Genomic DNA, 14,830 nt, shown 5'->3' on the forward strand with positions numbered 1-14,830 from the left:
TAACGAAGATGACAAGAACCCGATACGGTGTAAAGCACGGTATCGGGTTCTTGTTCTGTTTCACAAATAGGACATGGGGCTACGTCCAAGCAGGTATTTTCCTCGTTATTCTTCTTCATCCGCACGTTCCGGCAGGATGAGCACCACGCGGAATATGCTTTCCTGCGGCTCGAACTCCACCGTTCCGCCAAGACGGCGAGTCAGCTCGCGCACCGAGGCGGTTCCGATTCCGCTGCCCGTATGCTTGCGCGAAAGGAACGCACTGCCGCGCCGGTTCACCTCGCCGTCATAGCTGTTTTCGAGCACCACATACAGCCGCCGAAACTGCTGCTTCATGTGCAGGCAGATGGACTTTTCCGTGCTTTCGGGCAGTCTCCAGCACGCCTCCAGTGCATTTTCCAGCAGATTCCCCAGTATGGTGCAGAACTGCACGCTGAACGCAGCGGTATCCTCGGACAGCTCGGCGCGAATCGACACCCGAATTCCTGTGCGCCGCGCAGAGCTGACATAATAGTACAGCATCGCATCCACCGCCGGATCGTGGCAGTAGCTTTCCGGTCGGGTCGCTTCGGACAGCGCAGTAATGCGGCTGATATACGCGAGCTGCGCCTCCGGATCGCCCGCCATACCCGCAATCGTGCGCAGATGCTGTCGGAAATCGTGCCGCTGGCGGCGGCTTTCCTCCATCTTCTCCGAAATCTGCGCAAAATGCGCCTTCTGCATGGCAAGCTGCCGCGCCATCTGCCGCTGCTCCTCCGTAAAGGTCAGGCTGCGTCGGTAGCCCTGTGTGATATCCTGCCAGAACACCGCGCCCAGCACGCACACCAACAGCAGACAACCCCATTCATAAAACCATTTGCCGAGAATCGGCTCGTAGGCAGGCAGCAGGCAGTCCCACAAAAACAGCGTGCCGTAGAAAATATCCGCGCAGAACAGCGCTCCGGCGTGCCATTCCCGTCGGCGCGCCGCATAGAGGGCCGAGCCGAGCAGATAGACTGTCACCGCCAGCCGAAACAGCACCGTCAGATCGGAAAATGCGCGGATACTCCATTCGGACAGGTGCGCGGCACACGCACCGCACAGCAGCGCCGCACCACATATGCCGGCGCAGACCAGAACCGCCGCCTTGCGCACGGCATTCGGCAGCGCACAAATACGTCCATGCAGCAGAACGATCAGCAGCGTGGTCAGGTAGCCGCTGACCAGCTCGATGGTGTACCAAGGCTGCACCGGCAGCGCCTTCAGCGCATGAACGACCGGACCGGACAGCAGCACTGCCGCGCTCAGACTCAGCAGCAGAAACAGCCGTGAATTGGGCGGGCACCGCATGGAGCCGAGACACAGCCACAGCGCAAAGGACGCAAACAGCAGCATAAGTGTCAGCATAGCGGCGGAGATGCACACGCGCACCGCACGCTGGGTATTCACGCCCAGCGCTGTACCGAACGCCGGCGGATAGGTCATACCGCTGTATATCCAGCTTTCATCTCGCACCGCCAGCAGCAGGCGCACCGTGCCGCTGCCCTCAAAGCTGACCGCACGGTTTTGCAGCCGCGAGCGGTACTGCTCGTCGTTCGTCTCGCCCGCGGAGAGCACCAGTTCGTCATCAATATACAACCGGTAAGCGGAAAAGATCTCGGGCAGCTCGATCAAATACTGCCGCGGCGTTTCGGGCAGCAGCAGCGTCAGCATATAGGTGCCGCAGCCATGCGGCGCCCGTTCCGTGCTGCCGAAAGCAAAATTGCTGTATGCGCCAATCTGCACGGAACGAACAGTGCTTTTATCGCGGTTTTCGCAGGTTTTCGGGGAGAGCAGCACATCGGGATAGAAATTCCAGCCGTTCCACAGGCTGCGCACCGGATACGCCTCCAAATCGTCCTCAGAAACGAACAGCGTTCCGGCGATTGCCTGCGGCGCAGACTGCGTATATTTGTTGTCATAGTGGTACAACAGCAGGCAGAACGCAGATGCCGCCGTAAATACCAGCAAAGCCGTCAGCAAACGGCGAAAGAACCGGCTCACAGGTGTTTCCTCCACCACATCAGACCGAAAACTGCCGCCAGCACGGCCGCGCCTGCAGCTGCAAACGGCAGCTTCTGTTCCGGTTCGGCAGGTGCTTCTGCCTCATCGGTCGTCAGCGTCATACCGTCCGGCAGGTCGATCTTCTCTCCGTTCAGCCGCAGTTCCACCTGTGCTCTGCCCTCTGCCGATCGAGTGAGCGTAACCGCAAGAGTATCTGCATCGGTCAGCTCCAGCGCCCGCAGCGTATCGACCGGAAGCGAAAAGGCAATACCGTTTTTATTCAGCGTCAACGGCTCGTCCAGCTCGATCAGCGCCAGCAGGCGCGTACCGGAAAGCACCGCACCGTCTGCGGTGTCCTGCTCAAGGACAGGCGCAGACGGCTCCGCCGCAACCGGCTGCTTGACTTCGCCGGACGGCGCGCCAGCGGGCTGCCGCTGCACCGGCTGTCGGCTCTCAGTCTGACCGCGCAGCACCGGCGGCGTCGGTATCGTTGCCTCGTCCTCAAGCCTTGACGGCGCAGCAATGAAAGGAACGGTGGGGACTGCCGTTTCCGGCTTCTCCGGTGCTGCGGGCGTCTCCGATTCATCGTCTGCGGGCAGGTCAGGCTCGGGTGCTTGAGCGGCATCTTCGGACGGCGTTTCCGGCTCGCCTGCTGCCGGTTCGGAGGTACTCGGTCGATGGTGCGAGCCGCCCGAATGTGAGCCGCCGGGCGATGGCTGAATAATATCCGGCAGATAGGTATCCTCACCGCCGCCGTCGCGGCTGCCCGCACTGTAGCCGTGCTTGAGCGGAGCGACGTCGTATGTAAAGGTCAGAATGCCGGTCTGCCCTCCGGGATATTCCACCTGCAATGCACAGGTCGTTCCCGATGTCAGTCCGCAGGTCTGCGGATAGAGTTTCAGCGCGTCCGTCCCGACCAAAATCCCGCGCGTCAGCGCCTCCCATGCACCGTTTTCCTGCTTAAGCCATACCGTGAACCGGTCGCGCTGCGCCTTTTGCTCCTCGGTCAGCACCCACGGAAAAATCATCTGACCGCGTGCCGTGATGAACTCACCGATCTCCGGCTTTCCGGTCTGCTGTACGCTCACGCGACAGCGAATCATCGGCGCTTCCACGCCCTCGGCAAGCGAAAAGCACGCTCTGTCCTCCCCATCGACCAAAAGCAGCGGCGCCACAGCATCATACACGCCGGGCGTATTCCAATCGACCGCCGACAGCTCCCACGCTCCGGTGAAAAAGTCATAGGGTGTGCCATCCGCATCATAGCCGCACAAGCCGTCTCTCGCATCACGGAAAAAGGCGTGCAGCGCGTCCGCATCTCCGCAGGCAATCGCGGCTACGTCAACATTCACCTGTGTGTCGAAGCGCGTCAGCACGATGGTTTCCGGTTCCGGTTCGGGCGTGGATTCGGGCGGTTCGGGTTCCGGTTCGGGCTCGATCCAAAAGCCGCTGTCCATATCGGGTTCTGCCGGCTGAATCGCGCCGTTTTCCTCATTTTCATCCGATACTTCCGGCGTTTCCTCGATGGTTTCCGTATCGGCAGGCTGATTTTCCGCAATGGCAGGCGGCTGCTCCGCGCCGTGCTCCGGCAGATCCGGCAGTTCGCCCGCCAATGCCGCGCCGGTACACGCTGCCGCGCACAGCAGCGGCAAAATCAGCTTCGCATATGCTCTCATAATCCCCTCTCCATTTCCCGCAGGGCAAACGCCTGAAAGCTGCGCAGCACCTCGCTGCGGCAGCGCCGCGCAATCGGCAGACGAAGTCCGTTATCCATAATAAAATCACTGCCCTCCTGCGCGGCTACATGCCCGAGTTGGATTAAAATACCGCGCCCGATGCCGAGAAAACGGTTGTCCGTCTCCAGCGGCGCGGTCAGTTCGGCAAAGGTCGCTGCACTCTCAATACTGTACTCACACAGGCGCACCACGCCATGCCGTGCGATCGACTCGATGCACACAATCTCCCGCCGGGAAAGCATCTGCACGCCGCTTTTGGTGGGTACAGTCAAAAGATCAGACGGATCGGGCGCAGGAAAGCAGAAATCCAACGCCTGCCGCAGGCGCTCCTCGGCAAAGGGCTTAACCAAATAGTAGGTGGCGCGCACCGCATAGCTTTCCAACATAAATTCCTGGCTGGTGGTAAGGAAAATAATCCGGCAAGCCGGGTCGCGGTGATACAGCAGCCGCGCGACCTCCATGCCGCTGACCTCGCCCATGTAAATATCAATAAATGCGGCGTCATACCGTCTGGGCACGAACGCGGCGGTAAATTCCTCGCCGGAGGCAAACTCCTCGATGGTGAACGCAGCGCTGCGCGGTGCAAGCTCCCGCTCGAGCGCCTCCCGCAGAACCGCGCGGTCGGCGGACAGATCATCTATAATTGCGATACGCAGCATACAACGCCTCCTGAATAAACTATTCCAGTTTCATTATAGCACAAAAACAACGCGGTCGAGCAACCGTTTGGTCGCTAAAAGCAGCCGTTCGGTAAAATCGCTTGCCGCGGGCGGGACAGCGTAGTTTACTATAATCAGCCAGACTCGATACGGAGTCCGGCTTTTTATGGCAATCCCGCATAATTGAACAAGAGCGATTTGTGAGTAAATTTTGCGTACTGATGAGGAGGAGAACACATGCATCTGGCACTGCTGGCACGATATCTGGACGGTGACTTGTGGGAGGCGCGGCTGTGCGCTGCTATTCCCGAAGAGCCTTTGCCGGTTGATGAATTCAACGCGCTTTCCGCGCTCTCCGGCTGCACCGCCGCCTACGATGCGGCAGTTGTGGCACTGGATGGTCCGGACGGTCTGACAGCGGTACGCGAGCTGCGGCAGCGGGCGCCGCTGCTGCCTATCCTCTGGATTGCAGATGAGATGGAATACGCGGTGTTCGCATTCCGATATCGCGTGACGGCATTCCTGCTGCGCGATGCTTCAACCGCGGCACTGCGCAGCGCGATCAACACCATGAGGAGGGAATCTGCATGAATATTGCCTGCTGCGGCATCGACCGCGAGCAGTTCCACGCAGCAGAACAGGCGTGTGGCTGTCCGGTGCTGTATTTTGCCGATGCACCCGACCGGCGCGGCGACGTTCGGCTTGCCTATGCCCTGCGGGACGGCGTACCAATCCGGCTGGCGGTAGTCGGTTATCAAGGCGCGGCGGGACTGACCGCGTGCGATTTTCTGTGCAGCCATCTGCCCGGAGAGCGCATACTGTGGCTGTGCCGCCGACCCGAGTTTTCCACAGAAGCGCGGCGACTCGGCGTACACTTCTATCCCGTGGGACCGCCCGATACCGTCCCACCCAATCAAATTACACAGGAACTCATCCGCCTGCTGCGGCAGCAGCCGGAATACAATAAAGGAGGCATAACAGAATGAAATACAAAAGAGGGATCAGCTTGACATTGACAGCGGCGCTGCTGCTGTCAATGCTGCCGCAGATCGTACTGCCAAAGGCAGCGGCAGCCAATATACCGGAGCGCGAGATCGACAGCAGCACCTATGCGGCGCTCGGTCTGTCGCTCAATGCCGAGGACAAGGGCGCGTCTCTGACAGCGCCGTACAGCAAGGAGCACGTTTCGCAGGCGTTCACCGCCAGCGAGGTCTATGTTGCGGCGAGCGGTTCGCAGGCGAACCGCTACCTCATCCGGGACGGCTTCGACCGCATGGAGACCAACAACCGCGATTCCGCTGTATGGGACGGCGACAACAAGAGCAATGTGCAGGGCAATCTGGACGGCGCATATATCCGCTATGCCGTCAACGGCTACGGGCTCGGCTTGGGCAAATACGGCAACACCTACGCCAGCAAGCTCAGCTCGAACAGCCGCAACCTGACCGATTACAACAATAACGACTTTTCCGGCATTTATGCCACCAGCACCGCGTTCAACAAGGACGACGGCAAGGATAACTACATTGCCGAGCTTCGTGCTTACGGTCGTGATAAGAAAACACCGACCGAAATCGGTGACAAGGAGGGCGGCTTTGCGCTTGCGCTATTTAAGGTAAACGATAACGGCAAGCGTTCCTCTGCCGGTACGCTCTCCCCGACCGTCACCAAGAACATGATCTACGGCGGCGGCATGGCGTACTTCACCCGCCGTTATGTGCAGGAAATGGACGCCATCATGGACGTTGCCGCAGCAGATGTGAACGGCGACGGCAAGGACGAGCTGTTCGTCTACGCCGGACGCTGGAAAGACGAAAACGGCATGCGCTACGCCTATGTGGACGTATTCGACACCGCTTCCATGGAACGCACCGGTCAGCTGAAGATCGACGCCGGCAAAGCCTCCGCGTACCAGCAGGCAACGCAGTGGCAGTGGCAGATCGAGAAAATCCCGGTCGTGACGCTTGCCGGCGGCGACCTCGACCGCGACGGCAAGGAGGAAATTGCCGTTACCGCATCCGCACCGACCGACAACAGCAATGTGGCCTCGGCGGCGCACCTGACCGTATTCACCGAGGAATCCGGCACGCTCACGCCGGTCAGCGGTCTGGATACCGTATCGCTTGCCGACGGCAAGCAGGCGATGGTATCCGCAAACTGCGCGTTCGGCACGTTCTCCCTGCCGGATACCGGCATCACCGGTACGGTGCTCATCGCAGCGGGTTATCAGAGCAATAACGCCTCTTCCGCGCACGATTCCGGCGCGTATACGACCGCTGCGTACCGCTTTGCCTACTACGATCCGCAGTCGAAAAAGTTTAAGCTGTCCGAGTACCGCACACAGGCACTCGGTGACAGCGGCAAGAAAATCGCGCAAAGCTACATTGATGACCCGGATGAGGACTATTACCGTCCGGTCCATGCGCCTATCGCGCTCGGCTGCGCGGATATGGAGGGCATCGGTGCAAACAACAGCAACGATGAGGTACTGCTCGGCGGAGAAATCTACGATTTTGACACCACCGGCGGTATCACGACCCAGCTTTCGTCCGTCAGCGTGTGCACCTCGCAGGTCAACATCAACGGCAAGAACAAGGCCAAGGAACAGGTCTGGATCAGCGATGTGCAGGCGGGCGTAGTGGATAGCAACCCATCCGACAAAAGTGCGGTAGATCAGTACAACAAATGGCGCGAATCCTTCGTTTATGTTGCCGGCGTACACCGCAAGGAGCTAGTCAACGGCAGCGATGATTACTACTGGATGGACCTCGGTGCGGCATATCTGACCGGCGCAAAGAGCGGCGCATCAGACAGCACCAAAAACCACATATTCTACAGCACGCAGGAGGGCGTTATCGCGGAATCCAGCCGCCGCAACGACAATACGGGCACGTTCGTCAGCCTGGCGCTGCCGGATTTCGGCAACGACTCGATCACCATGCGCTACGTTGCCGACTATACGGTATACACCAACCCGGAGGTATACGCCGTGCTTCAGGCCTCCCCGTACTTTGCCGACCTCAACGAAACGTATGACTACATCGGCAACGGCGGCACCGCCTACGGCACAAGCAAATCCACCGGCGACACCAAAACCGCAAGCGTTTCGCAGGCACTCGGCGTATATCACTCGCTCGAGATACAGGCGCTCGCCGGCGGCGAATACGAGGTTGAGCTGTCCGCCAGCTACAGCTATGACTACGCAGAATCGACCGAAATCGAGCACTCCGTCACCTACAACGCACAGGCAGGCGGCGGCGATATGGCCGTTGTGTACACCATACCGTATCAGTACTATATTTATGAGATGTACGACCCGGACAGTAAGCAGTGGAGCACTACCATCCTGCCCGCAGCGCTCGATCCGACCGTTGCGGTGCTCGATGTGGAAAGCTATGACGAGATCGCCGCGGAAACCAAGGGGCTGGAGCCGATTTCCGGCAACCTGCTTTACTCCACGCCCGGCGAACCGGAAACCTACGCCAATCAACCCGCCGGTACGCGCGAGTTTATCTTTGGCGGTGCCTATGCGCACACGGGCGCAAGCAGCACCACTGCCGATACCACGCAGGAGATCACCAAGACGACCGGCAAAGAACACAGCCACGCCTTTAATCTGGAGCTGAACTACAAGGTCGGCGGCGGCGGCGCACTGCTCGGCAATAAGGGCTATGTCGGCGTGACCGGCAGCACCGGCGCAGGCGGCGGCTGGAGCAAGTCCAGCGCGGAAGGAACGGCGTTCTCCGGCACGGTCGATTCCCTGCCTGCTGAGGCAACGCAGTACGGCTTCGAATGGAAGCTGATCGTCAACAATGCACAGCTTGACGGAACACCGGTCTGGATCGTCGGCTACGAGGTCAAAAACGTCACGCAGCCACCCAGAATGCCCCAGAATCTGACCGTTACCGAGGTCAGCACCAGCACGGTGGATTTGGAATGGGAATCCAGCGGCGGCGCGGCATATTACGAGATCAGCATGATCGACCAGCATGGCGAATACAACAAGATCGCAACAGTCCCCTATACGGTAACACAGTATCAGGTGACCGACCTCGATGCCAACACCGATTACCGGTTCAGCGTACGCGCGGTCAGTCCAACCAAGGGCAGCAGTATCGACAGCCCAATCGCCTACGCTACTACGATGAACGGTACGGCGAATTTTGAGATCACCACCCACCCGGAGGACGCCTCGACCGCCGCAGGTAAAACTGCGACCTTCACCGCCGCCGCGACCTACACCGATGACAGCGGCGCCAAGCCGGTCAGCTATCAGTGGCAGGTGAAAACGACCGACAGCAAGGCGCAGTGGCGCGAACTGAAAAACAGCACCGGTGTTTCCGGCGCGGACGGTCCGAAGCTCACCATCACCGCTGCGGAGGAGATGAACGGCTATGCATACCGCTGCCGCGTGTATGTGAAAAACCGTTCGCTGTACACCAAATCCGCAGCACTGGACGTTTCTCGCGTGCCGACCAGCATTCAAATCACACCGAAGGACGACACCGTTTGGCTGTCCGGCGGCACGCTGACGACCAGTGCGGGAACCACTGTCACCGGTCAGAAGGCGGTAACGCTGACGAGCGGTGATAAGACCTATTCCCTGCTCTCTGGCGGCAACCAATTTTTCTGGTTTGACGGTGCGGCGTATTACGCCTATAAAGGTCCCGCGCCGACGCTGACCGGCGGTCTGGTCGGCACGACGCAGACGTTTGACACAAGCAATATCGACAGCACCGCTCTGGACGTTGCGCAGACCTCGCCGCAGGCGGTCATCACCGTAACCGATAACGACGGCAAGACCGATACCCGAACGATTGCGCTCAGCGATTCGACAGATGATGATACGACGCAGATTACCTACAACGGCAAGTCGTACACTGTTCAGCACAAATGGAGCGGCACCATAGGCAGTGATTCCTATTCGTTCTACGAAGCGAAAAACACCAAGGATACCGTTTATCTGTGCACAAAGAGCGGCAAAGCGACCTATTCCGCGTTTACATTGCAGTATGCGGCAACCCTTGTCAACGGAATCAACGCCAACAACCTGACGCCGGTCTATCAGGCGACTGAAACCGCCGGAACGACCACCGGCACCGAAACGGTAAAGAGCGATAAAACGTATAACCTCTCCGCTTTGGTATCGGACAACGACAGCAAGCAGCCGACCGACATGACTGGAACCGTCACCTTTACGATTTCCGGCGCGGGCATTGAGGGTCAGAGCTTTACCGTACCTGTCAGCGAAAGCAAAGCCGCTCTGAGCAGCTTTGCCCCCAAGGGTGAAGGCGCGGCAACCATCACCGCCATGTACTCCGGCGATGACGTCTACGCGCCGAGCACCGCGTCCGTGAATGTCTATTTCGTGCTGAACAAGCAAAACCGCTCGGTGCTGTCGCTGACCGCACCCGCGAACGTCACCTACGGTGAGAGCGCAAATCTCGCCGCAACGCTGACCAGTCAAAATGGCACTTCGCAGAATGCCACAGCGACCTATAAGGTGGAAAAGCTGGTAAGCGGCAAGTACGTTTCGGCAGGATCCGACACAGACTATACCCTCGAAAACGGCGTATTTACGCCCAAACTGGTGACGAACTACCGCATTACCGCAACCTGTCAGAATCTTACCGATTCCAAGGTTATTATCGTAAGCAAGGGCACGCTCACGCTGTCCGCTGCCGATACGAGCAAGGCGCTGAACGACACTAACCGCACGCCTGCCGCCGCAAAGGTTTCCGGTCTGGCGGCATGGGATACGGTATCGCTTGCGGCAGGCACGGACTACACGCTGACCTCCGAAGGCACCACCGCAGCCCTTCCGGGTAAATACCCCATCTATATCGCACTGAAGGATTCCGTTGCCGTAAAGTCGCTGCAGCAGAAGTACAATATCCTGCTGAAAAACGCGGTTTACACGCTTTCCGGCGAAAGCTACACCGTAAACGCCAAGGGCGATACCAACGGCACGGTTTCCATCACCTATCAGGCGGATGCCGCGAGCGCAGTGCTTCCGGTTTCCAGCGGCAGCAGCCTGCCCAAAGGCAGCAAGGTGACGTTCACCGCACAGCCCAAGGCAGGCTACACCGTCAGCCGTTGGAAGGTTGGAGATTCCTACCTTGCAGGTCAGGGCGACTCCTACTACAATGCCATCAGCTACACGATTGACAGTTTGAGCGAAAACGTAGATGTTTCCGTGAATTTCACCGCCGGTACGAGCACGCTGACGTACAAAGCCGACAGCACCGCCATCGGCAGCGTGACCGCGAATTACCTGACGGACGGTGCACTCGGCAGTGCGTTTATCTCGGGCGGAAACGTCAATTACAGTCAGACCATCCGCGTGTCGGCGCAGCCCAAGGACGGCTATGCGGTCGATCGCTGGGAGGTCAACGGCAACACGCTCAAAACCGCAGACGGCACGCACAATTACACCGGCAGCACTTATACATTCGATAAATTCACCGAGAATGTGACAGTAATCGTATATTTTGTCGAAAACAGCCATCCGGTTGTGACCATTAAGCCGGTGGACAATGACGGCAATCCGCTGACCGGCGCAAAAGTCTCGGTCGGCGGTACCGAGCTGACCGGCATGAACGGTGTATTCACCTATACGGCGCACACCGGAGAAAATCCGGTCATCACCGTGACGCCGCCGGACGGTCTGCTGGTGGATTCGTGGACGGCAACACCTGACACAGCAGGCACGCTCAGCACCGATAACCGCGTCATGGCGCTGCATGATCTGCGCGAAAACACCGCCTTTACCGTAAAATGCACCGCACTCAACCGCTATACCGTAGCCTTTCAGGGCAAGATGGCGGACGGCTCCGCAATCACCGATGCGGCAGGTACGGTATCGGCGGTCAAGCTGGGCGCAGGTGCGCTGACGAGCGACGAAAGCCAGCTTCAAGGCTCGACCATTCAGTTCACCGCCAAGGCGAACACCGGCTATGAGATTGCCGGCTGGAAGCTGAACGGCAACGCCGTTACGCCGACCGCAAGCGGTACCTATCAAATCCCCTCGCTGAACGGCAACGCTGCTCTGGTCGTAACCTTCCGTCAGCAGCCGAAAATCACGCTTTCGGCAGGTAAAAACGGCACGCTGACCTGCGACTCTCATACCGGCAGCAGCTTCTATCTGCCCTGCGGCAGCAAGGACGCGCTGACCTTCACCGCGCAGCCGGAGAGCGGCTATCGCGTTGCAGGCTGGACGGTAAACGACAATGATGTTTCCGGTTCGGCGGTTATAAACTCGGATAACCAGACGTACACCTATACACCGAACGCCGACGGAATCACCGAGGATGTGACTGTTTCCGTTGCGTTTGAGAAAATCCCGACCGCGAAAATCACCTTCTCGGTTGTGGATACCACACCGGAGGACGACAATTCCGGCGAAAACGGCACACTTTCCGCTGTAGCGACCCGCAACGGCACGAATACCGCGCTCCGGAGCGGCAATGAAGTTCTCAGCGGCTCGGAGGTTACGTTCACCGCACAGCCCAATCAGGGCTACAAGGTGCAGAGATGGTATCTGGACGGCAAGGAGCAGGCAGGCGCGCCGACGCTCAACATCACGGATAGCGATACCGCGCACGAGGTCAAGGTACAGTTCACCGAGATCAGCAGTGCTGTTACCTTCGGCATTGCCGAAGACAGCGACACCGGTCATGGTGCAAGCCTGTCCGCCGCCTTCCTGCGTGCCGGCATGAGTCAACCCGATGCCATTGCCAACGGCAACAACGTCACCGCCGAGGGCAAGCTGACCGTAACGGTCGAAAATCTGGATGACGGCTACAAAATCGCAGGCTGGACGCTGAACGGCGCCGTTTACGAGCAAAACGGCAAGCCGTATACCGGCAACAGCCTCGCTTGTGACGTTTCGGCAACACAAGGCGCGGATATCCGCGTAAAGCTTGAGCGCAAATCCTACGAAGTGACCTTCTCGGCGCAGACCGGCGGCGGCATTACGAATGATAAATCGCTGACGAGCGGCGATACGGTCAAGGGCGATACCGAAATCACGTTCACCGCGTCCGCACCGGCAAGCGGCTACACCTTCATCGGCTGGAAGGTAAACGGCACGATGCACAAAACCGATGCAACGACCTACACCCTGACCGTCACCGAGGACACCGAAATCATTGCGTGCTACGAAATCGCGGACGCGGAATACACCGTAACCTACGGCGTGATCCCGACCAGCGGCGCGGATAACGGCACGCTGACGGTTTCCGGTCCGGACGCAGACGGCAAGGCAAAATCCGGCACGCGCGTTGCGTTTACGGCAGTGCCCGATACGGGCTATATGGTCGAAAACTGGTACGCAGACGCGGCAGGCATTACTGCCATCGGTACGGTGGAAAGCACAACCTATGTCATTGACCCGCTGACCGGCAACACCTCGGTTTACGTCCGCTTTGTGCCGATTCCGACACACACCGTCACCGTCAATATCAGCGGCAGTGGCGCGGTTTCTGCCAAGGTAAACGGTGCAGACGTTGCTATTACTGGCGGCAAGCTGACCGTTCCGCACCATGCGGCGGTTGTTCTCACCGCACAGCCGAGCAGCGGCGCATATCTGACCGGCTGGATGCTGGACGGCGAGGCAGAGGGCAACGCGCTGACACTCAACCTGAACAACGTGACGAAGGACCACACCATTGATGCAGCATTCGGCATCAGTCAGATGGTAACGCTTACGACCGTCTGCGGTGACGGCGGCAAGCTGACCGTTAAACGCGCGGATGGCACGACCATTGACACCTCCGGCGGCATTCAGGTACCCAAGGGCGCTCCGCTGACGCTGACCGCCGCACCGGATTCCGGTAAGATGGTTCACGCGTGGACGGTAAACGGCACGGCAGCAGACGAGCTCTCCAACACTTTCACGCTCACTCCGACCGAAAACAGCAAGGTGCAAGTGGATTTTGAGAATGTAACGCTGTTTGATCTGCCTGCCGACAACGCAAAGTATACCTTCCGCACGAGTTCCAGAACACCCAATGATTACGGCACGGAACGTCAGATTCGCAAAGGCGGCACGATCGAATTTGCAATGCGCCCCGCAGAGGGATACCTGATCCGCAATCTGGATTTCCAAGGCGCTACGGTAACGCGCTGCGCATTGCAGACAGACGGCAGTTGGAGCATCCGCATGGAAAAGGTTGTCAGCACTATCACATTTAAGGCCGACATCTATTCGATGGTTCCTCTGACCATTACCGCACCGCAAAACGGCACACTGACGGTCAAGCTGGGCGACACCGTTCTGACAGACGGCGCAAAGCTGGCGACAGGCGATATACTCACCATTGCCGCAGATCCGGCAACCGGCTACACGCTCGATAAGCTGACCGTTTCCGGCGCGACCAAGCAGCCGGGCGGCACTTACAAGGTCGATGCGGCGGCGGTTTCCGTCAGCGCAAGCTTTAAGCACACCGGCGGTACCTCCGGCGGCGGCGGTGCAGGTGGCGGCGGCGGAGCCGTTGCACCGACCACCTACGACATCGTTATTCCGTCCGCGCTGGCGAACATCGTCAAGGCAGATAAGACTAAGGCGGCGGCAGATGACACCGTAACGCTTACCGTGTCCGGCGAGGGCACGCTGACCGTTACGGACGCAAACGGCAAGTCCGTTGCGCTGACCGACCTCGGCAGCGGCAAATACACCTTCAAGATGCCGTCCTCCAAGGTCAATGTGGCGTTTGCCGCGTCCGGCGAAACCAAGCCGTGTGACGGTGGCAAGGATTGCCCGTCGGCACCGTTTAAGGACGTTGACACCGGTAAGTGGTATCATGTATCCATCGACTATGTGCTGACGCACAGCATAATGAACGGCGTTTCCGGCACTTCCTTTGCACCGAACAGCAATCTGACACGCGGTATGCTTGTGCAGATTCTGTTCAATCTGGAGGACAAGCCGCAGAGCGCTTCGGCAAGCTTCTCCGACGTTAAGGCGGACGCATGGTACGCCAAGGCGGTCGGCTGGGCAGCGGCAAACAAGGTCGTAACCGGCTACGCAGACGGCACGTTCCGACCGAATGCAGCCGTCACCCGTGAACAAGCAGCAGCAATCCTGTACCGCTACGCACAGAGCAAGGGCATTGACGTAAGCGTAGGCGAGGACACCAACCTTCTCAGCTACGCGGATGCCCTGCAGGCAAGCGAGTACGCAATTCCCGCATTGCAGTGGGCTGTCGGCGCAGGCGTGCTGAATGGCAAGAGCGGCAACCTTCTTGCCCCGACCGGCACCGCAACTCGTGCCGAGATCGCCGCAATCATGCAGCGCTGGTGCGAGAAAATCGTTCAAAAGTAAAACCAAATACGCCGGATGGCATGAAAAAGGAGCAGTCTATGACTGCTCCTTTTCGCATATAAAATCACCCCATCTGTTAGATAGTATAT

6 protein-coding genes are annotated in these 14,830 nt (G+C 58.9%); 3 read left to right on the forward strand and 3 right to left on the reverse strand.

The features are described 5' to 3' along the window. Nucleotides 1-105 precede the first annotated feature (105 nt). The 3 genes from PGS25_RS11355 to PGS25_RS11365 are packed head-to-tail and all read right to left on the reverse strand — an operon-like array spanning nucleotide 106 to nucleotide 4,417. The gene (locus PGS25_RS11355; protein ID WP_270418748.1) at nucleotides 106-2,022 is read right to left on the reverse strand and encodes a sensor histidine kinase; all 1,917 of its coding nucleotides are present in this window, start codon (nucleotides 2,020-2,022) and stop codon (nucleotides 106-108) included. Then, complete coding sequence (locus tag PGS25_RS11360) at nucleotides 2,019-3,698, reverse strand: hypothetical protein (protein WP_270418750.1); 1,680 nt, start codon at nucleotides 3,696-3,698, stop codon at nucleotides 2,019-2,021. The genes PGS25_RS11355 and PGS25_RS11360 overlap by 4 nt, the downstream gene beginning before the upstream one ends. Next, on the reverse strand, nucleotides 3,695-4,417 hold the full coding sequence (locus PGS25_RS11365; protein ID WP_270418752.1) for a LytR/AlgR family response regulator transcription factor: 723 nt from the start codon (nucleotides 4,415-4,417) through the stop codon (nucleotides 3,695-3,697). The genes PGS25_RS11360 and PGS25_RS11365 overlap by 4 nt, the downstream gene beginning before the upstream one ends. A 237-nt stretch (nucleotides 4,418-4,654) precedes the next feature. On the opposite strand from PGS25_RS11365, the gene PGS25_RS11370 reads away from it, so the two are divergent. From PGS25_RS11370 to PGS25_RS11380, 3 genes are read left to right on the forward strand one after another with little or no spacing between them, the layout of a single operon-like run. After that, entirely contained in the window at nucleotides 4,655-5,008 is a 354-nt protein-coding gene (locus PGS25_RS11370; protein ID WP_118761829.1) for a response regulator transcription factor, read from the forward strand. Next, nucleotides 5,005-5,403, forward strand: a complete 399-nt coding sequence (locus tag PGS25_RS11375; protein ID WP_118761830.1) for a hypothetical protein — start codon at nucleotides 5,005-5,007, stop codon at nucleotides 5,401-5,403. Before PGS25_RS11370 ends, PGS25_RS11375 begins: the two co-directional genes overlap by 4 nt. After that, nucleotides 5,400-14,741: an InlB B-repeat-containing protein gene (locus tag PGS25_RS11380; RefSeq protein ID WP_270418754.1), complete on the forward strand. Its 9,342-nt coding sequence runs from the start codon at nucleotides 5,400-5,402 to the stop codon at nucleotides 14,739-14,741. Before PGS25_RS11375 ends, PGS25_RS11380 begins: the two co-directional genes overlap by 4 nt. Nucleotides 14,742-14,830 lie beyond the last annotated feature (89 nt).

Origin of the sequence: Butyricicoccus sp. AM78-15b2TA (genome assembly GCF_027665985.1) — a bacterium.
GTDB lineage: Bacteria > Bacillota > Clostridia > Oscillospirales > Butyricicoccaceae > Agathobaculum > Agathobaculum butyriciproducens.

Coding starts and splice junctions, on each gene's coding strand:
- PGS25_RS11370 (WP_118761829.1), top strand. CDS start 4,655: ATGCATCTGGCACTGCTGGCACGATATCTGGACGGTGACTTGTGGGAG.
- PGS25_RS11360 (WP_270418750.1), bottom strand. CDS start 3,698: ATGAGAGCATATGCGAAGCTGATTTTGCCGCTGCTGTGCGCGGCAGCG.
- PGS25_RS11365 (WP_270418752.1), bottom strand. CDS start 4,417: ATGCTGCGTATCGCAATTATAGATGATCTGTCCGCCGACCGCGCGGTT.
- PGS25_RS11375 (WP_118761830.1), top strand. CDS start 5,005: ATGAATATTGCCTGCTGCGGCATCGACCGCGAGCAGTTCCACGCAGCA.
- PGS25_RS11380 (WP_270418754.1), top strand. CDS start 5,400: ATGAAATACAAAAGAGGGATCAGCTTGACATTGACAGCGGCGCTGCTG.